20 protein-coding genes and 1 tRNA gene are annotated in these 18,286 nt (G+C 32.7%); 14 read left to right on the forward strand and 7 right to left on the reverse strand.

Going from position 1 to position 18,286, the window contains the following annotated elements; genetic code table 11:
- Positions 1-35: 35 nt before the first annotated feature.
- The 4 genes from dnaJ to hisS form a co-directional block, all read right to left on the reverse strand.
- Positions 36-1,145: a molecular chaperone DnaJ gene (gene dnaJ, locus NCC77_RS19910; protein WP_250837148.1), complete on the reverse strand. Its 1,110-nt coding sequence runs from the start codon at positions 1,143-1,145 to the stop codon at positions 36-38.
- Between the two features lie 69 nt (positions 1,146-1,214).
- On the reverse strand, positions 1,215-1,793 hold the full coding sequence (locus NCC77_RS19915; RefSeq protein ID WP_250837149.1) for a nucleotide exchange factor GrpE: 579 nt from the start codon (positions 1,791-1,793) through the stop codon (positions 1,215-1,217).
- 326 nt (positions 1,794-2,119) lie between these two features.
- A tRNA-Trp gene (locus NCC77_RS19920) sits at positions 2,120-2,190 on the reverse strand.
- Between the two features lie 291 nt (positions 2,191-2,481).
- Entirely contained in the window at positions 2,482-3,909 is a 1,428-nt protein-coding gene (hisS, locus tag NCC77_RS19925; RefSeq protein WP_250837150.1) for a histidine--tRNA ligase, read from the reverse strand.
- A gap of 202 nt (positions 3,910-4,111) precedes the next feature.
- Between hisS and NCC77_RS19930 the strand changes: the two genes are divergently transcribed.
- Positions 4,112-5,356 (forward strand): ABC transporter permease, encoded by a 1,245-nt coding sequence (locus NCC77_RS19930; RefSeq protein WP_250837151.1) that lies wholly within the window; start codon positions 4,112-4,114, stop codon positions 5,354-5,356.
- A gap of 95 nt (positions 5,357-5,451) precedes the next feature.
- Here NCC77_RS19930 and prmC read toward each other — a convergent pair whose 3' ends face one another.
- The gene (gene prmC, locus NCC77_RS19935; RefSeq protein WP_250837152.1) at positions 5,452-6,306 is read right to left on the reverse strand and encodes a peptide chain release factor N(5)-glutamine methyltransferase; all 855 of its coding nucleotides are present in this window, start codon (positions 6,304-6,306) and stop codon (positions 5,452-5,454) included.
- Positions 6,307-6,392: 86 nt separating this feature from the next.
- On the reverse strand, positions 6,393-6,878 hold the full coding sequence (locus tag NCC77_RS19940; protein WP_250837153.1) for a GNAT family N-acetyltransferase: 486 nt from the start codon (positions 6,876-6,878) through the stop codon (positions 6,393-6,395).
- A 130-nt stretch (positions 6,879-7,008) separates the two neighbouring features.
- Here NCC77_RS19940 and ribD point away from each other — a divergent pair, with 130 nt between their 5' ends.
- The 3 genes from ribD to NCC77_RS19955 all read left to right on the forward strand — a co-directional run bounded on the left by ribD (position 7,009) and on the right by NCC77_RS19955 (position 9,413).
- On the forward strand, positions 7,009-8,055 hold the full coding sequence (gene ribD, locus NCC77_RS19945; protein WP_250837154.1) for a bifunctional diaminohydroxyphosphoribosylaminopyrimidine deaminase/5-amino-6-(5-phosphoribosylamino)uracil reductase RibD: 1,047 nt from the start codon (positions 7,009-7,011) through the stop codon (positions 8,053-8,055).
- The gene (locus NCC77_RS19950; RefSeq protein WP_250837155.1) at positions 8,048-8,650 is read left to right on the forward strand and encodes an HAD family hydrolase; all 603 of its coding nucleotides are present in this window, start codon (positions 8,048-8,050) and stop codon (positions 8,648-8,650) included. Before ribD ends, NCC77_RS19950 begins: the two co-directional genes overlap by 8 nt.
- A gap of 130 nt (positions 8,651-8,780) precedes the next feature.
- Positions 8,781-9,413, forward strand: coding sequence for an IMPACT family protein (locus NCC77_RS19955; RefSeq protein ID WP_250837156.1), 633 nt, complete (start codon positions 8,781-8,783; stop codon positions 9,411-9,413).
- Between the two features lie 24 nt (positions 9,414-9,437).
- On the opposite strand, the gene NCC77_RS19960 is transcribed toward NCC77_RS19955, so the two are convergent.
- Complete coding sequence (locus NCC77_RS19960; protein WP_250837157.1) at positions 9,438-9,851, reverse strand: acyl-CoA thioesterase; 414 nt, start codon at positions 9,849-9,851, stop codon at positions 9,438-9,440.
- Between the two features lie 187 nt (positions 9,852-10,038).
- Here NCC77_RS19960 and dnaA point away from each other — a divergent pair, with 187 nt between their 5' ends.
- The 10 genes from dnaA to NCC77_RS20010 all read left to right on the forward strand — a co-directional run bounded on the left by dnaA (position 10,039) and on the right by NCC77_RS20010 (position 18,285).
- Complete coding sequence (dnaA, locus tag NCC77_RS19965; protein WP_095931847.1) at positions 10,039-11,466, forward strand: chromosomal replication initiator protein DnaA; 1,428 nt, start codon at positions 10,039-10,041, stop codon at positions 11,464-11,466.
- A gap of 8 nt (positions 11,467-11,474) precedes the next feature.
- Positions 11,475-11,942, forward strand: a complete 468-nt coding sequence (locus tag NCC77_RS19970) for a low molecular weight protein-tyrosine-phosphatase (RefSeq protein WP_250837158.1) — start codon at positions 11,475-11,477, stop codon at positions 11,940-11,942.
- Positions 11,943-12,002: 60 nt separating this feature from the next.
- On the forward strand, positions 12,003-12,716 hold the full coding sequence (locus NCC77_RS19975) for an SAM-dependent methyltransferase (protein ID WP_250837159.1): 714 nt from the start codon (positions 12,003-12,005) through the stop codon (positions 12,714-12,716).
- Between the two features lie 21 nt (positions 12,717-12,737).
- Entirely contained in the window at positions 12,738-13,154 is a 417-nt protein-coding gene (locus NCC77_RS19980; protein ID WP_250837160.1) for an energy transducer TonB, read from the forward strand.
- Between the two features lie 49 nt (positions 13,155-13,203).
- On the forward strand, positions 13,204-14,331 hold the full coding sequence (locus tag NCC77_RS19985; protein WP_250837161.1) for a methionine aminotransferase: 1,128 nt from the start codon (positions 13,204-13,206) through the stop codon (positions 14,329-14,331).
- 79 nt (positions 14,332-14,410) lie between these two features.
- Positions 14,411-15,292: an SDR family oxidoreductase gene (locus NCC77_RS19990; RefSeq protein ID WP_172426967.1), complete on the forward strand. Its 882-nt coding sequence runs from the start codon at positions 14,411-14,413 to the stop codon at positions 15,290-15,292.
- A 251-nt stretch (positions 15,293-15,543) separates the two neighbouring features.
- Positions 15,544-16,152, forward strand: a complete 609-nt coding sequence (gene udk / locus NCC77_RS19995) for a uridine kinase (RefSeq protein WP_250837162.1) — start codon at positions 15,544-15,546, stop codon at positions 16,150-16,152.
- A 194-nt stretch (positions 16,153-16,346) separates the two neighbouring features.
- A complete protein-coding gene (locus tag NCC77_RS20000; protein ID WP_250837163.1) occupies positions 16,347-16,679 on the forward strand; it encodes an FtsB family cell division protein in 333 nt (110 codons plus the stop codon).
- 14 nt (positions 16,680-16,693) lie between these two features.
- Positions 16,694-18,058, forward strand: coding sequence for a methylmalonyl-CoA mutase subunit beta (locus NCC77_RS20005; protein ID WP_250837164.1), 1,365 nt, complete (start codon positions 16,694-16,696; stop codon positions 18,056-18,058).
- A 38-nt stretch (positions 18,059-18,096) separates the two neighbouring features.
- Complete coding sequence (locus NCC77_RS20010; protein WP_250837165.1) at positions 18,097-18,285, forward strand: hypothetical protein; 189 nt, start codon at positions 18,097-18,099, stop codon at positions 18,283-18,285.
- The last annotated feature ends 1 nt before the right edge of the window (position 18,286 follow it).

Raw genomic sequence — 18,286 nt, forward strand, 5'->3', positions numbered from 1 at the left:
GGTTTTTAATTTTTATAACTTTAAAAAAGTTCAGATTATGAGAACATATCTTTTACTTTTTCAAAAAACGACTTCTCTGATTTCTCTGGACTTGGAACAAAATGTTCGTCTGCTAAAGCATTTTCAAAAAATTGTTTTTGCTCTTTATTTAATGTTTTTGGAGTCCAAACATTTACGTGAACCAATAAATCTCCGCTTCCGTAACCATTTAAACTAGGAATTCCTTTTCCTTTCAATCTTAAGATTTTTCCAGACTGAATTCCTTCTTCCAATTTAATACGAACTTTTCCGTTGATTGCTTCAATATCTTTAGAAGCTCCCAAAACTGCTTCAGGAAAACTGATGTATAAATCGAAATGGATGTTTTCTCCTTCACGCTTTAAGAATTCGTGTTCAACTTCTTCAATCGCTACAATTAAATCTCCTGGAATACTGTTTCCTGGAGCATCGTTACCTTTGTTGGCAACTTTTAACTGCATACCATCAACAACTCCCGCAGGAATTTTAATTGATACTGTTTCGTCTTCTTGAACCATTCCTTGAGCATCTGCCTCAGAAGGTTTTTTATCTAAAATCTGACCAGAACCACCACAAGCAGGACAAGTAGATGCAGATTGCATTCTTCCTAAAATGGTATTGGTTACACGCATTACTTGTCCTTGACCGTTACAAGTCGTACAAGTTTTATACGTTACGCCTTTTGCCTGAACTTTACGTTTTACTTTTACTTTTTTCTCCACTCCATTTGCAATTTCTTCTAAAGTTAATTTCACTTTAATTCGAAGATTGCTTCCTTTCGCACGACGAGGGCCTCCGCCTCCGCCTCCGAAACCGCCAAATCCGCCACCAAAAATATCACCAAACTGGCTGAAAATGTCATCCATATTCATACCGCCGTGGCCACCGCCAAATCCGCCAGAGCCATCAAATGCTTGATGACCATATTGATCGTATTTCGCTTTTTTCTGTGGATCACTTAAAACTTCATAAGCTTCTGCCGCCAATTTGAAGTTTTCTTCTGCCTCTTTGTCGCCTGGGTTTTTATCAGGGTGGTATTTAAGCGCACTTTTTCGGTATGCTTTTTTTATTTCGGCAGCATCAGCATTTTTTGAAATGCCTAGTATTTCGTAAAAATCTTTTTTCATAATTAGATTAAGTTCCAAATCTTAAAAATTCCAAAATCCAAAAATGCATTTGAAATTCTTATTGCATTTTTAGTTTCCTACAACAACTTTAGGGTAACGAATAATTTTGTCTCCTAATTTGTATCCTTTTTCAATAACATCAACAATTTTCCCTTTTAATTTATCAGACGGCGCTGGAATTTGGGTAATTGCTTCAGCAATATCAGCATTGAAAGCATCTCCTGCTTGAATTTCAACTTGCTCTAAACCTTTAGAAACTAAAGTATTTCTCAGTTTTTCGTGAATCAACTCAACACCTTTTTTCAAATTCTCATCCTCAGACTTGTTGATCTCTACTGCCGCTCTGTCAAAATCATCTAAAACAGGAAGCATTGCCAATAAAACCTCTTGATTTGCTGTTTTAAATAAATCAAGACGCTCTTTTGAAGTTCTTTTTTTGTAATTTTCAAATTCAGCAAATAATCTCAAAAACTTATCTTTTTCGTGAGCCAAGTCTTTAGCTAATTGCTCCTCAACACTTAATTCTTCAACAATTAACTGTTCTCCGTTGGCATTGTTCTCTAACGTTACATCGTCTAATTCCTGATCGAATTCTGTATTTTCCGTAGTCATATTACTTTTATTTTTAAAAATATTCTTAAACTTCATTTTATTTCTTTCTGTTGGATTGCAAAAGTACTGCCAAATCTTATAAAATGTCAAATTGTCACTTTATTAATTATGAGACCTTTAAAAAAAGTATCTGCTCAGAAAAAATTTATTATAATTTTAAGACTATTACGTTTTAGTTTATATTATCTTTGAGACCAATAAACATAAATTATTACCTCCAAAAATTGAATTTAAGGGTTGGCTTCGGCCTCTAAATAATTATTAATTCAAGTTTACCTTATATTAAAAAAAGCTTCGCCTATAGAGACGAAGCTTTTTTTATGTTTAAGCTTTACATGACAAAGTTGTCATTTATTGTTTTGCACGGGCGGAGGGATTCGAACCCCCATCAACGGTTTTGGAGACCGCTATTCTACCCTTGAACTACGCCCGTAACTTAAGGTTGGCAAATTAAAAGTTTTTTTTCTTCTCTGGCAACTATTTTAGGAAGAGATTTCAAAAGAAAACCCTTTAAATCTGCGGAATCTAAAGCAAAAACTTTTGTTCCAGATAGTTAACTTGATAAAGCTTTTTTTAATTCTTCGAATTTTATTTGCTTTTTAGAAAGAAAAACTATTTCACGCAGATTTTTAAAAAGATTAAGGCAGATTTGTACAGATTTTTTAAACAAAAAAATAAAATAAATCTGCTCTAATCTGAAAAATCTGCGTGAAACAAAATTTTATTATGCCTGTAAAGCATTTTTTAATCCGTCGTAATCTACAGAAACCTGCTCTCCTGTCACTAAATTTTTAAGCGTATAAGAATTTGAAGCAATTTCCTGATCTCCAACCAATACTGCAAACGGAATTAAACGTTTATCTGCATATTGAAATTGTTTTCCAACTTTTACACTATCAGGATACAATTCTAATTTTATATTTTCTTTTCTCAATTTCTGAATTGCCTGCGAAGCATATAGGGCTTCTTTATCTCCAAAATTCAAAAACAGTGCTTTTGAAGTAGCCGCAACAGTTTCAGGAAATAATTGTAATTCTTCTAAAACTAGATAAATTCTATCCAAACCGAAAGAAATTCCGACACCACTCATATTTTTCAAACCAAAAATACCCGTCAAATCGTCGTATCTTCCTCCACCTCCAATAGAACCCATGGCAACGGTTTTTGGAGCTGCAACTTCAAAAATAGCTCCTGTGTAATAATTTAAACCACGAGCTAAAGTCACATCTAAATCTAAAATCGCAGTAGAAAGTCCTAATTCAGCAACATTGTCACATATAAATTTCAATTCCTCAACACCTTTCATACCTTCTTCAGAAGATGACAATAATTCTGAAAGCTGTGTAATTTTGTCTGCAAAAGTTCCTGAGAAACTAAAAAGTGGCTGCACTTTTACCAACGCATCCTCAGAAATGCCTTTTTCAATCATTTCTTTTTTTACGCCGTCTTCTCCAATTTTATCCAATTTATCAAGAGCAACCGTAAAATCGATTAATTTATCTGAAGCGCCAATTACCTCAGCAATTCCAGATAAAATCTTTCGGTTATTGATTTTAATTGTAACGCCTTCCAAACCTAAAGAAGTAAAAACAGTATCATACAATTGAACTAACTCAACTTCCTGCCAAAGCGATTTTGAACCCACAACATCGGCATCACATTGAAAAAATTCTCTAAAACGTCCTTTTTGCGGATTATCTGCTCTCCAAACTGGCTGGATTTGGTATCTTTTAAAAGGAAATTCAATTTCGCTTTGGTGCTGTACCACATATCTTGCAAACGGAACTGTCAAATCGTAACGTAACGCTTTCTCAGAAATTTTTCCTGTAAATTTATTTAGCTCAATTCTTTGTTCTAAAGTAATTTTTTCAGCAGAATTTAATTGCAATTCTTCGATTGATTCTGGCAATTCAATTTTACTTTTATTATAGAAAAAGTTTCCAGAATTTAATATTTTAAAAATCAGACGATCTCCTTCTTCTCCATATTTCCCCATTAAGGTATCTGAATTTTCAAACGAAGGCGTTTCGATTGGCTGAAAACCAAATTTCTCGAAATTAGCTTTTATAGTTTGAATAATGTATTGACGTTTTGACACCTCTGCTGGTGAAAAATCTCTTGTTCCTTTTGGTATACTTGGTTTTGAAGCCATCTCTTTTATTTTAGATTTTAGATTTCTGATTTTAGATTATTTTCTAATTTTTATCTTCAAAAATCTTTAACATTAATTTCTTATTGATTTAGATTTTATTCAAAATCCAAAATCGTCTGCAAATATCTTACTTTTTAAAATAAATAATAACACTTCGAAAACAAACTTGTAACAAAAACCGTATTTTCGTGACAAATTGGTCATGATGCTAAAATTATTTAAAGAAAATATCCGAATTGCATTTGGTTCTATCAAAACACAATTGCTGCGAACTATTCTTACTGTATTAATTATTGCCATCGGTATTACCGCTTTGGTTGGAATCCTGACTGTAGTTTCTGCTTTAGAAAACACTATTTCCAGCGATTTTGCTTCTATGGGAGCCAATACTTTTAACATCAATCAATACGAAAATAAAGTTCGAAACCGTGGCGGAAACGAACGCGAAGTCATCAATCCGATTATTTCCTATCCAGAAGCCGTCGCTTTCAAAAGCAAATACAAATACCCATTTACAGAAACCTCTCTATCTTTTACCGCAACTTCAACTGCTGAAGTAAAATACTTGAGCGAAAAAACAGATCCAGAAATTACAATTGTAGGCGTAGACGAACATTTTATTACCAATTCTGGGCTAGAAACTAGTTTAGGAAGAAGTTTTAACCAATTTGATATTGAAAACAATACTTACTCTTGTATTGTTGGTTCTGATTTTGAAAAAGGGCTCTTGAAAGACGTTAATCCAATTGATAAAATCATTTCTATTCGAGGTGCAAGATTTAAAGTAATTGGCGTCTTGAAAGAAAAAGGCTCAACCTTTGGAAACAGCCAAGATTTAAGAGTTCTAATTCCAATTCAAGTTGCGAGATCTTTATTTACTGCACCAAATATCAACTACACCATTAGTGTGATGGTTTCTAAAAAAGAAGTTTTAGACGAAGCCATAGATAATGCTACAAGTACAATGCGAAGAGTTCGTAAATTAAGTCCGGTTCGTGACAATAATTTTGGCATAGTTCGAAGCGATGATTTGATTAATCGCATACTAAGCATTACTCAATATCTAGGATTGGCAGCATGGACTATTTCTGTAATTACCATTTTAGGATCGTCTATTGCTTTAATGAATATTATGATTGTTTCAGTAACAGAACGCACACGCGAAATTGGTGTTCGTAAAGCATTAGGAGCAAAAAGATCAACAGTTGCTTTTCAGTTTTTTATTGAAACTTTATTAATCGGACAAATTGGTGGTTTAGTTGGAATCTTTCTTGGAATTCTTCTGGGTTTCGGAATAGCCACCGCTATGAGTTTTTCTTTTGTGATTCCGTGGATGGCCATTTTTGCGGCTTTTGCTACTAGCTTTATGGTGGCAATAGTTTCCGGCTTATATCCGGCCATTAAAGCATCGAAATTAGATCCTATTGAAGCGTTGCGTTACGAATAGTTTTTTAGTATTCAGTTTTCAGATTTTTAGTAATCAGTGAAGCAAACTTTAAGCACAGCTAATACTGAACACTAAAAACCTAAACACTGACCACTTTAAACACTTCCTTTAATCATTCGTTCATTATCATAAATATCTTTTCGAAGCTCTACACTTTTAAAATCCATACTTTCTAATAAATCGGTCATTTCTTTTCCTAGATACTGATTGATTTCGAAATATAATTTTCCTTTTTCCACAAGGGCATTTTTTGCCAGCGAGGCAATTTTTCTATAAAAAATCAAAGCATCATGATCTTCAACAAAAAGCGCTAAATGCGGTTCGTAGTCCAAAACATTTTTTTTGATTTCTGCTTTTTCTAAATTTCGTACGTAAGGCGGATTAGAAACAATAACATCAAATTGACATCTCAGCTCCTCTTCCTTTAAGATATCCTGCATAACAAAAGTTACATCAACATTATTTCTAACCGCATTTCTTTTCGCAGTTTCAATTGCTTTTTTAGAAACATCTATAGCAACAACCTCGGCATTTGGAAGGTTTTTAGCCAAAGAAATAGCAATACAGCCACTTCCTGTTCCAATATCCAGTATTTTTATTTTCTTAGATTTCTCTGGACTTGCATTTTCATTAATAATCCATTCTACCAATTCCTCAGTTTCTGGTCTTGGAATTAAAACATTCTCATTAACTTCAAAGTCCAAACCATAAAAATGTGTTTTTCCTAATAGATATTGAATAGGGACTTCTTTCTTCAAATGTTGCAAGATTTCATCCCATATCACAAAATCATTCTCATCAAATACCAACTCATGATTTAAAGCTAAATCAATCTGGCGAAGCTGGTGTTTATCTTCTAAAATCAAATAAAAAAAACTCTCTGCTTCGTACGCATCGTAAAAAGGAGATAATTCTTTAATAAACTGAGTACGATATTGTTTAATTTTCATTTTTATTTTTTGAGCATTTACATCAGTCTAAAACTGACATTTTATCTTTCAATAAGTCTTGCTACTTTAAATTTGTTACATTAAAATCACAAAACTTTCAGCATCCATACCGGACAAGAATTGTGCCCAGTACACCCCATTGGGGCATCTAAATACTCAAAACCGGATTTTTTATACAGTTTCTGCGCTGCATGCATAAATGGCATGGTTTCAATATAACATTTTTTAAAACCAAATGCTCTTGCTTGTTCCAAACATTTGTCCATCATTTTAGTTCCAATTCCCAATCCTCTTGTTTTGGGAAGGAAATACATTTTCTGCAATTCACAAATTTCAGGATCTCCATTTTCTAAAGGTGCGATTCCAGCACAGCCCACAATTTCCCCATCATTTTCCACAACAAAATAGGCCGATTTCGTTTTACTATATTCCTCAAACATCAAATCTAAGTAAGGATCTTCGTATGCTGTTCCTACTTTTGGAATTTCCATTTCATCAAAAACAGATCTTATCAAACTTGCAACCGCCTGATTGTCTTCCTTTTTAACTGTCCTTATAAGCCAATTTACCATTTTTTTATTCTAAATCATTACAAATACAAAAGTAAATATACTTTTTTGATACTATTATAACTATCTGGATTGTTTCACAACTTAATCTTTTCGAGTTAGTGATAATATTAAAATTAACTACTTTTGCAGTGTGAATATACATGAAAAATACATAAAACGCTGCATTGAACTGGCACAAAATGGACTTGGAACAACGTATCCGAATCCAATGGTTGGCAGTGTAATTGTTTATGAAGATAAGATTATTGGCGAAGGTTGGCATAAAAAAGCAGGTGAACCCCATGCCGAGGTAAATGCCGTTAAATCTGTAAAAGACAAATCACTGTTGAAAAAAGCTACAATTTATGTAAGCTTAGAGCCTTGCAGTCATTTTGGAAAAACTCCTCCTTGCTGTGATTTGATTATTGCAAATGAAATTCCGAATGTTGTGGTCGGCACAGTGGATCCTAACGAAAAAGTAGCTGGAAGGGGTATTTTAAAATTAATTGAAGCTGGAGCGAATGTTACTGTTGGAGTCTTAGAAGAGGAATGCAACGAACTGAACAAACGCTTTTTTACTTTCCATCAAAAAAAGAGACCGTATATCATTTTAAAATGGGCAGAAAGCCAAGACAGCTTTTTAGCGCCAGAAAAAGAAATCAATCAAGAACGCAAACCAATTTGGATTACGAATCAATATTCAAGACAATTGGTTCACAAATGGCGAACTGAAGAACAGGCCATTTTGGTTGGAACACAAACCGTTGTCGATGACAATCCAAAATTAAATGCTCGAGATTGGAACGGTAACAATCCCGTTCGAGTTGTTATAGATCAAAATAATAGAATTGATGAAAACAGTTTTATTTTTGACGACTCTGTAAAAACTTTCATTTTTTCTAAAGAATCAAAACGATCAAAAGAAAATACTCAATTTGAAGTAATTGATTTTGATAAAAATAGTATCCCTCAGATTCTGGATGTTTTATATCAAAATCAAATTCAATCTATAATAATAGAAGGCGGAAGACAAACAATCCAATCTTTTATTGATGAAAATCTTTGGGATGAAGCGAGAATTTTTGTTGGAAAAACAAGTTTTCTAAATGGAACAAAAGCTCCAATTATTACGAGAAAAAATACCACAAAAACAAATATTTTAAACGACGAACTGATACAAATTAGAAATTATGATTAATGCGATAATTTTTGACTTTGGAGATATTTTCATCAATTTAGATAAACCTGCCACCATTTCTGGTTTACAAAAATTAGGAATGAAAGAATGGAATAATGAATTCGATAAATTAAATCTTTCTTTTGAAGTTGGTGCTATTTCACCAGAAGATTTTATTGGCGGTTTTCAAAAACAACTGCCAAATGCTTCTAAAGAAGGCATTTTGAGAGCATGGAATGCAGTTTTGGCAGATTTTCCTTTTTATCGTTTAGAGTTTCTCCAGGAGTTATCAAAAAAATACCGCTTGTTTTTATTGAGCAATACCGATTCTATTCACATTAATACATTTGAAGAAAAAAGCGGAATTTCTTTTTACAAAGACTTTTATGCTTGTTTCGAAAAAGTATATTTTTCGTTTGATATAGGAATGAGAAAACCAGATCCGAAAATCTATCAATTTGTATTAGACCAAAATAATCTAGTTGCAGCAAACACTTTGTTTGTTGATGATAAAACAGAAAACACCGACAGTGCCGCAGCTTTAGGAATTAAAGTTTGGAACCTTCAAGTTGGAAAAGAAGATGTTGTAGATTTATTCGACAAAGGATTATTATAAAGCATTTATTCTCATAAAATATTTTGCCACAGATTAAAAAGATTCCAACAGATTTTCTTTAAAAAACAAAAAAGAAATCTTTTTTAATCTTTTTAATCTGTGGCAAAAAAACATTTTTAAAGCATAACAATTGGAAATTAACGATACTTATCAAACTATTGCATCTGCATCTGAAGAAATACTGTTTAAAGAAAAAGGCAGTAAATTCTTTGGCTATGCTTTTCCGATAGATCATGAAGATGAAGTAAAACCTATTATCGAGGACCTTAAAAAGCAACATCCGCACGCAGTACACTATTGCTACGCTTACCAAATTGGTATTGGAAATAAAATCTCGTACCGTGCCAACGACGATGGAGAACCAAGCAATACAGCTGGAGCTCCAATTTACGGGCAAATACAATCTTTTGGATTAACGAACGTTCTAGTAGTAGTCGTTCGTATTTTTGGCGGAGTAAAATTAGGCGTTGGCGGATTGATTTCTGCATATCGAACAACTGCACAACAGACTTTGGAAGTTTGTGAAATCGTTGAAAAGACAATTGATGTCGAATTTTTAATTTCTTTTGATTACAAAAACATGAATAAAGTAATGCGAGTTATCAAAGAAAAGAAATTAGAAATCACTTCTCAAGAAATGGAAATGGATGAAATTTCTGGACTGCCAATTGGCAAAATTGTCACAAAAACGCGAAAAAAAAATGCCGAAACAGTGTTCAGCATTTTTGATTTAATGTTCGAAATTGATATTAAAATTATATAATTTAACATCAAAATGAAGGCTGTTTTAACACTTTTCATCAAGTGCTTTGAATATGTCTAAAATATATTCTGGAGGAGCTGTTGGACGACCCGTTTTTAACGCTACAAATACCAAAATAAATGTCGCAGTTGTTAATAACTCATTAGCCTCATTGTAAATTGCACAGTCAAATTCGATCTTCACCGAAGAGTGACTTTTGAAAGTCGTGTGAATTGTCAAAAGTTCGTCGTATCTCGCCGATTTTTTGTAATTGATGTTCATGTTGACAATTGGAAGACCAATACCGCTTTCTTCCATGCTTTTATACGAAACCCCTTTATTTCTAAGCCATTCCACGCGTCCAATTTCAAAATAAGGAACATAATTGCCGTGATAAACGACTCCCATTTGGTCAGTTTCTGAGTAACGAACTCGTACTTGAGTCTGATGATTTTTCATTTATAAAATATTAAAAAAATTCGAATTTAAAAAGCCGTATTACAACTTTTTTTTATAAAATTAGATACCAAAATATTTTTTTTTACAGAAATTTGTTCACATATTTGTTATCCCGAAATACGGAATAAAATTGCTCCTATTTTATTAGGAGAATCTTTATAACAATAATAAAAATTTATCTGAATCTATGACTAAAACTGCTCAATCGGTATGGGAAAACTGTTTGTCCTTTATAAAGGATAATATTCAAGACCAAGCATATAAAACTTGGTTCGAACCAATCAAATCAGTTGAGCTAACCGATAACGCATTATACATTCAGGTTCCTAGTAAATTTTTCTACGAATGGCTCGAAGAGCATTACGTAAAATTATTGAAAGTTGCGCTTACCAAAGAACTGGGAAAAAACGCAAAGTTACTCTATAAAATTAAAATGGAGAACACTTATGGCAATAAACAGCCGTTTACCGAGCAGCTGCCAAGTGCCAACAGAGTGCCAATGAAACCGCAAGAGGTTGATGCTCCGTTTAAAAACTTAAATCCTGAACTAAAAAATCCGTTTGTAATTCCTGGAATTAGAAATTTAAAAATTGAGTCTCAGTTAAATCCGAACTACAGTTTTGACAATTTCTTAGAAGGAGATTCCAACCGTTTGGCTCGTTCTGCAGGTATGGCTGTAGCCAACAAACCTGGAGGAACTTCATTTAATCCGTTATTGATTTTTGGAGGAGTTGGTTTAGGAAAAACGCACTTAGCGCATGCTATAGGTGTAGAAGTAAAAGATAAATATCCAGAAAAGACCGTTTTATATATTTCTGCTGAGATTTTTACACAGCAATACATTGATTCTGTAAAAAAGAATAACCGTAATGATTTTATTCACTTTTACCAATTAATTGATGTTTTAATTATTGATGACGTTCAGTTCTTATCTGGAAAATCAGGAACACAAGATGTATTCTTCCATATTTTCAACTATTTACATCAAAACGGAAAACAAGTAATCTTAACTTCAGATAAAGCTCCTGTTGATATGCAAGATATCGAACAAAGATTATTATCTCGTTTTAAATGGGGATTATCTGCAGAGTTGCATCAACCTGATTACGAAACTCGTATCTCGATCTTAAAAAATATTTTATATCGTGATGGTGTAGAAATGCCAGAAGATATTTTAGAATATGTTGCTCGAAACATAAAATCGAATGTTAGAGAATTGGAAGGGGCAATTATTTCCTTAATCGCTCAATCTTCTTTCAATAAAAAAGAAGTTACGATTGAACTGGCTAAAAGTGTTGTAGAGAAATTTGTTAAAAACGTAAAGAGAGAAATCTCAATCGATTATATTCAAAAAATCGTTTCAGATTATTTCCAATTAGATATTGAGACACTTCAATCTAAAACCAGAAAGAGGCACGTTGTACAAGCAAGACAACTAGCGATGTTCTTTGCTAAAAAATTCACTAAAGCTTCTTTGGCAAATATTGGTTCACAAATTGGAGACCGCGATCACGCAACTGTTCTTCATGCTTGCAAAACAGTCGATAATTTAGTTTCTACAGACAAACAATTTAAAAAGTTTGTTGAAGACATCAATAAAAAACTAACGCTTTAAGACGCACCATGCCTGTAAAGATCTTAATGGTTTGTTTAGGAAATATCTGCAGATCTCCTTTAGCAGAAGGAATTTTAGCTTCTAAACTTCCCGAAGATAAATTTTTAGTCGATTCGGCTGGAACAGGTTCTTGGCATATTGGCCATTGTCCTGACAAACGTTCTATCGAAGTGGCCAAAAAAAACGGAATCCATATCGGCGAGCAAAAAGGGAGACAAATTCAAGTTTCTGATTTTGACAAATTCGATTATATCTATGTAATGGATAATTCTAATTTTCGCGATGTACTTCATTTAGCCAAAACTCCAGAACACAGAAACAAAGTTCGTTTGATTTTAAACGATTTATTTCCAAACGAAAATGTCGATGTTCCAGATCCATATTACGGTTCAGCAAATGGCTTTGACAATGTTTACCAAATGCTAGACGAAGTAACCGATCTTATTGCAGATCAATTACTTAAAAAACACTCCTAATTCGATTCAATTGTTTCTAAAAAAGAAATAATTGAATTTTTTAATTTTAAAGAAAAACACATGAAACTTCTCGGAAAATTATATTTAATTCCAACTACAATGGGCGAAAGCGATCCGATGGATGTTTTACCACAAACAGTAAGAAGAACGATAGAAGTTATTGACCATTATATTGTAGAAAATGACAAAACGGCAAGAAAATCTATAAAAGCAGTTTATCCCGAAAAAAAACAATCTGAATTGGTTCTTTTTACTTTAAACAAAAGAACAGAAACTAGCGAACATAATGATTTCATCAAGCCTTTATTAGAAGGAAAAAACATGGGTTTAATGAGCGAAGCCGGTTGTCCTGGAGTTGCAGATCCTGGGGCTGCAATTGTAAAATTGGCTCATGAAAAAGGAATTCAGGTTGTGCCATTAGTGGGCCCTTCTTCTATCCTACTGGCCATGATGGCTTCTGGAATGAACGGTCAGAGTTTTACTTTCAACGGATATTTACCAATTGACAAAGACGAAAAAAAATCGGCAATTCGTCATTTTGAGAAATTATCTTATGATAAAAATCAATCGCAACTATTCATTGAAACTCCATACAGAAACAATAAACTGATTGAAGATCTTCTTCAAATTTTAAGTCCTGCAACTCATCTTTGTATTGCAGCAGATATTACTTTGCCAACAGAATTCATTAAAACCATGAAAGTATCAGATTGGAAAAAGTTAAAAATTGACATTGATAAACGTCCTGCGATTTTTATTATTCATAAAATGTAAGCTAACTTTTAAACCACCATAATGAAAAAGTTTTTATTACTAATTTTAATTTGTTCGGCACAAAATATATTTTCTCAAAGTGACGAAGGCAGACCGTATATAAGTGATGCTGAAAGAGCTGCTTTTGAAGAAAATCAAATTTACAATACAGCAGGAATAGAAGTTAAACCTAAATTCCCAGGTGGTCAAGAAGCATTAGAACGCTTTTTAAAAGACAATTTTAAAAATGCAGAAAAAGACTTAAAAGGAAAAGTATATGCCACATTTATTGTTGAGAGAAATGGATCTTTAAGTGATATAAAAATTTTGAGAGATCTTGGATATGGAACTGGTGCTGAAGCAATTAGAGTTTTAAAAAAATCTCCTAAATGGATTCCAGGAAAACTTAAAAACAAAACAGTTAGAGTTTTATATGCTTTACCTGTAGTTGTAAATTAACACCTTCAACTTTTTGCAAAAACTACTGCTCTATAACCAGACTTTAATTATGAGTAAACTCACAAACGTAACCACAAGCATTTTCACGGTAATGTCAAAAATGGCAACCGAATACAATGCGATAAATCTTTCTCAGGGATTTCCTAACTTTCCTGTTGACGAAAGACTGACAGACATTGTAGCGAGATTAGCAAAAGAGAACGTTCACCAATACACACCAATGGCAGGTTACCCTCCGTTGATGAACAAAATTGCGAAGTTAACTCTGAGTTCCTATAATAGAACAATCAATCCAGATACAGAACTTTTGGTTACAGCTGGAGCAACTCAGGGAATTTTCACCACTATTTTGGCTTTAGTAAAAGAAAATGACGAAGTAATTATTCTCGATCCGAGTTATGATTCTTATGAGTCTCCTGTTTTACTTTGCAATGCCAAACCCGTTCGAGTAGCGCTGAATGACGATTATACTCCAAATTGGGAAAGAATTGAAAAAGCATGTTCTGCAAAAACCAGAATGATGATTATCAATAATCCACATAATCCGACAGGGAAAATTTTAACCGAAAATGATTTTATTCAATTAAAAAATCTTCTCGAAAAATATCCGGATATTATCATTTTATCTGATGAAGTTTACGAATATATTACTTTCGAAGAAAAACATATTTCTGCACATACAAAAGATTTTCTTTTAGATCGTTGTGTGGTGGTTTCTTCTTTTGGAAAATCATTTCATATAACAGGCTGGAAAATTGGTTATACCATTGCTCCAGAACATTTAATGAAAGAAATCAAAAAAGTGCATCAATTTTTAGTTTTCAGCGTAAACAGTATTTCGCAGTTTGCTATCAGCGAATATTTAGATGTTGTTGATGTTAATCTTCTTGGAAAATTCTATCAAGAAAAACGAGATTATTTTCAGAAACTACTCAAAAATAGCCGTTTTGAATTAAAACCTTGTGAAGGAACATATTTCCAAGTCGCTTCTTATGCCAATATTTCAAATGAAGATGATGTTACTTTCTGCAAAAATTTAATTATCGATCATGGTGTTGCGACAATTCCAATTTCAACCTTCTATTCAGATCATAAAGACCAAAAATTAATTCGTTTCTGTTTTGCCAAAGATGATTTTACACTTGAGTCTGCAGCAAAAAAATTATGTGAAATATAAAATTTATTGAAATTTTATAACATTATTATGCGTGCATCCTATTTTATTTAATTAATATTGTAAAAAAAAAAGAAAAAATATGAGCTACACAGATAAAATGTTACGTGATGATGCTTTACAAGGCAAAGTCATTGTCGTTACAGGCGGCGGAAGCGGTTTAGGCAAAGCTATGACCAAATATTTTCTCGAATTAGGAGCTCAAGTAGCGATAACTTCCAGAGATTTAGAGAAGTTAAAAACTACAGCTGCCGAACTGGAAAGCCAAACTGGAGGTAAATGTCTTCCTCTTCAATGTGATGTTCGTCATTACGAAGAAGTAGAAAATATGCTTCAGGAGACTTTAAAAGCTTTCGGAAAAGTAGATGTTCTTTTAAATAATGCTGCAGGAAATTTCATTTCTCCAACAGAAAGATTATCTGCAAATGCATTTGACACTGTGATAGATATCGTACTTAAAGGTTCTAAAAACTGTACGTTGGCTTTTGGAAAACACTGGATCGATACGAAACAAACTTCTGCTACGATTTTAAATATTGTTACAACTTACGCTTGGACAGGATCTGCTTATGTTGTTCCTAGTGCTACAGCAAAAGCGGGAGTTTTGGCCATGACAAGGAGTCTTGCTGTAGAATGGGCTAAATATGGAATTCGTTCTAACGCCATCGCTCCAGGACCATTTCCTACAAAAGGAGCTTGGGACAGATTATTACCAGGAGATCTTTCAGAAAAATTTGACATGGCGAAAAAAGTGCCATTAAAAAGAGTGGGAGATCATCAAGAATTGGCCAATTTAGCTGCTTATTTAGTTTCTGATTTTTCATCTTATATCAACGGAGATGTGATTACAATTGACGGTGGGGAATGGTTAAAAGGTGCTGGACAATTCAACTTATTAGAAGCAATTCCAGAAGAACTTTGGGATCAGCTTGAAATGATGATTAAAGCAAAAAAGAATAAATAATTACAAGTGCTTACTAAATTCAGAATATTTTTTTAAACTATACTGATTGCACGAAATCCCGAAGGTTTACTTTCGGGATTTTTTTTATATTTTTTGCCATATAAGTAATATAATTTCAGTTAAGTAACATTTTGTTTAAACATTTTCTAGCTTAATTTTACTTACAGTACTTATATGGTTAAATTACATTAAATGTTTAGCGATTCAGTTAAATTATTATTTTTGCGAAACAAATATCAAACAAAAATTTTATGCTCATTATAGGAATTGCAGGAGGAACAGGAAGTGGAAAAACAACAGTAGTACACCAAATCATGAACGAATTGCCACATACAGAAGTTGGGGTAATTTCTCAAGATTCTTATTATAAACAAACTGATAATTTATCGTTTGACGAAAGAGCATTAATCAACTTTGATCATCCAAGAGCAATTGATTTCGAATTATTGGTTAAGCATTTAAAAGCACTAAAAGCAGGTGAAACAATTGACCAACCTGTTTATTCTTTTATTCAGCACAACAGAACAGACGATACCGTTTCGACACATCCGAGAAAAGTAATGATTGTAGAAGGAATTTTAATTCTAACAAATCCAGAATTGAGAGATATGTTTGATATTAAAGTTTTTGTTCACGCCGATTCTGATGAAAGATTAATTCGTCGTTTAAAAAGAGATATTTCAGAAAGAGGACGTGATATTGATGAAGTTTTAAACCGTTACCAAACTACTTTAAAACCTATGCATGAGCAATTTATAGAACCTTCTAAAGCTTTTGCAGACATTATTATTCCGAATGACAAATACAATACGGTAGCAATAGATGTAGTTCGCGCTGTAATTAATCAGAGAATTTCATAATTTTTATCGTAAATTTAAACCATAATAATTAGGAGCTGATTCCCGCTATTCGTTACAAACGGAGTTCACTGAACTCCAATGAAAATAAAAATTAAGTGAAGTAATCTTTTGTGCCGAACCCCGGCATAAAAGGATTTTCACTACTATCGGGGCTAAAGACAAGACTCAAATTCAAAAGAAATATTAGTTTAAAAATGAAATTTAAAATTCCATACAAAGACAGAAAATGGTTCAAATACCTAGGAAACAAATACGTTTGGGTTTTGCTGTTTTTTATTGTTTGGATGTTATTTCTAGACAATTACTCCTATTTTGATCATCGCTTTTTAGATGAGCAAATTCATGAACTTGAGGATAATAAAAAGTATTATCAGGACGAGATCAAAAAAGATCAAGAGCAGATCAAACAGCTTAAAAATCCTGAACAAATTGAGAAATATGCTCGCGAAAAGTATTTCATGAAAAAAGACAGTGAGGATATTTATATCATACAATTTGAAGGAGAAACCATTCAAGAAAAAGAATAATCAAACAAAATACAATGGCCACTAACCTATTCGACGATTTTAATCCGATTTCATCCAAACAATGGAAACAAAAAATTCAGTTTGAATTAGATGGAGCCGATTATAATCAAACTGTTATTTGGAATTCTCCAGAAGATATTCAGGTAAAACCTTTTTATCATAGCGATGAATTTACTAAAGCAGCAAATGTAAATACACAAGTCTCAGATTTTAAAATCTGCCAAAATATCTTTGTTTTTGATGTAGAAAAGTCTATCGAACGCGCTCTAAACACTTTAGAAAGAGGCGCAGAAAGTCTTCGTTTTACAATTGAAAACGATAAAATTGATGTTCAAAAATTACTAGAGAATCTTCCTTTAGAAAACAAAACCGTTTACTTTAATTTCAATTTTATCTCAATCGATTTCGTTAAAAAATTAGATACTATTTCGATCCAGAAAAAAGCTAATTTCTATTGCAATTTTGATCCAATTGGACAATTAGCAAAAGAAGGAAATTGGTTTACAACTTCTGAGAAAAATAATTTCGACACTGTAGATCTACTCTTTAAAAACACGACCAATTTAAATCTGCTAAGTATAGATTTGGGATTGTATCAAAATTCTGGAGCTAATATTACGCAACAAATTGCTTATAGTTTAGCGCATGCAAACGAATATTTAAATCGTTTTTCTGCCGAAACAAAATCAATTGTTTTTCAAATTTCAGTTGGAACCAATTATTTCTTTGAAATTGCCAAACTTAGAGCGCTTCGAATGCTATTCGATTTAATTGCTAAAGAATACAATTCGGAAATAAAATGCAATTTTCTGGTAACTCCGACTAAACGCAACAAAACAATTTACGATTACAATGTAAATATGCTTCGCACCACAACCGAATGCATGTCTGCAATTTTGGGAGGAGCCGATGCAATTGCCAATTTACCTTATGATGCATTGTACCATAAAGACAACGAATTTGGAGATCGAATTTCCAGAAACCAGCTTTTGATTTTAAAACACGAAAGTTATTTTGATAAAGTAGACAATCCAGCCGATGGAAGTTATTATATCGAAAGTTTGACTATGCAATTGGCAGAAAAAAGTTTGGCGTTATTTAAAGAAATTGAAGCCAATGGCGGTTTCATAAAACTTTTAAATGATGGAACCATCAAAAAGAAGATTCAAGAAAGTGCCAATAAAGAGCAGGAATTATTCGATTCTAAAAAAGAAATTCTTTTAGGCACGAATAAATATCCAAACAAAGAAGACCGAATGAAACATGATTTAGAATTGTTTCCTTTTGTCAAAATAAAACCAAGAAAAACATTAATTACACCAATTATCGAAAAGAGATTGGCTGAAAAAATGGAGCAAGAAAGATTGGAGCTTGAATAAAATTGTGAAATAAATTATTGAATTTAAACTAAAGTATTATGAAAAGACCTAATGAAATAATATCAGTTGAAAACGATTCAATAGATGAATTTCAATACAAAATTCCTGAGTGGCAAATTGATCAAGTTAGAAAAAGAACAAAAGATTATTTAAAAAATCCAAATGATGTCTCTAACATCAATGACTTTTTAGAAGAAATCAAAAGAGATTTAATCGCACTTAAATAAC

Origin of the sequence: Flavobacterium tyrosinilyticum (assembly GCF_023656565.1) — a bacterium.
Classification (GTDB): domain Bacteria; phylum Bacteroidota; class Bacteroidia; order Flavobacteriales; family Flavobacteriaceae; genus Flavobacterium; species Flavobacterium tyrosinilyticum.

Coding starts and splice junctions, on each gene's coding strand:
- NCC77_RS19975 (WP_250837159.1), top strand. CDS start 12,003: ATGAAACTTCTCGGAAAATTATATTTAATTCCAACTACAATGGGCGAA.
- hisS (WP_250837150.1), bottom strand. CDS start 3,909: ATGGCTTCAAAACCAAGTATACCAAAAGGAACAAGAGATTTTTCACCA.
- NCC77_RS19980 (WP_250837160.1), top strand. CDS start 12,738: ATGAAAAAGTTTTTATTACTAATTTTAATTTGTTCGGCACAAAATATA.
- dnaA (WP_095931847.1), top strand. CDS start 10,039: ATGACTAAAACTGCTCAATCGGTATGGGAAAACTGTTTGTCCTTTATA.
- NCC77_RS19960 (WP_250837157.1), bottom strand. CDS start 9,851: ATGAAAAATCATCAGACTCAAGTACGAGTTCGTTACTCAGAAACTGAC.
- NCC77_RS19970 (WP_250837158.1), top strand. CDS start 11,475: ATGCCTGTAAAGATCTTAATGGTTTGTTTAGGAAATATCTGCAGATCT.
- NCC77_RS20000 (WP_250837163.1), top strand. CDS start 16,347: ATGAAATTTAAAATTCCATACAAAGACAGAAAATGGTTCAAATACCTA.
- NCC77_RS19985 (WP_250837161.1), top strand. CDS start 13,204: ATGAGTAAACTCACAAACGTAACCACAAGCATTTTCACGGTAATGTCA.
- NCC77_RS19915 (WP_250837149.1), bottom strand. CDS start 1,793: ATGAAGTTTAAGAATATTTTTAAAAATAAAAGTAATATGACTACGGAA.
- dnaJ (WP_250837148.1), bottom strand. CDS start 1,145: ATGAAAAAAGATTTTTACGAAATACTAGGCATTTCAAAAAATGCTGAT.
- NCC77_RS19940 (WP_250837153.1), bottom strand. CDS start 6,878: ATGGTAAATTGGCTTATAAGGACAGTTAAAAAGGAAGACAATCAGGCG.
- NCC77_RS19990 (WP_172426967.1), top strand. CDS start 14,411: ATGAGCTACACAGATAAAATGTTACGTGATGATGCTTTACAAGGCAAA.
- prmC (WP_250837152.1), bottom strand. CDS start 6,306: ATGAAAATTAAACAATATCGTACTCAGTTTATTAAAGAATTATCTCCT.
- NCC77_RS20005 (WP_250837164.1), top strand. CDS start 16,694: ATGGCCACTAACCTATTCGACGATTTTAATCCGATTTCATCCAAACAA.
- NCC77_RS19950 (WP_250837155.1), top strand. CDS start 8,048: ATGATTAATGCGATAATTTTTGACTTTGGAGATATTTTCATCAATTTA.
- udk (WP_250837162.1), top strand. CDS start 15,544: ATGCTCATTATAGGAATTGCAGGAGGAACAGGAAGTGGAAAAACAACA.
- NCC77_RS20010 (WP_250837165.1), top strand. CDS start 18,097: ATGAAAAGACCTAATGAAATAATATCAGTTGAAAACGATTCAATAGAT.
- NCC77_RS19930 (WP_250837151.1), top strand. CDS start 4,112: ATGATGCTAAAATTATTTAAAGAAAATATCCGAATTGCATTTGGTTCT.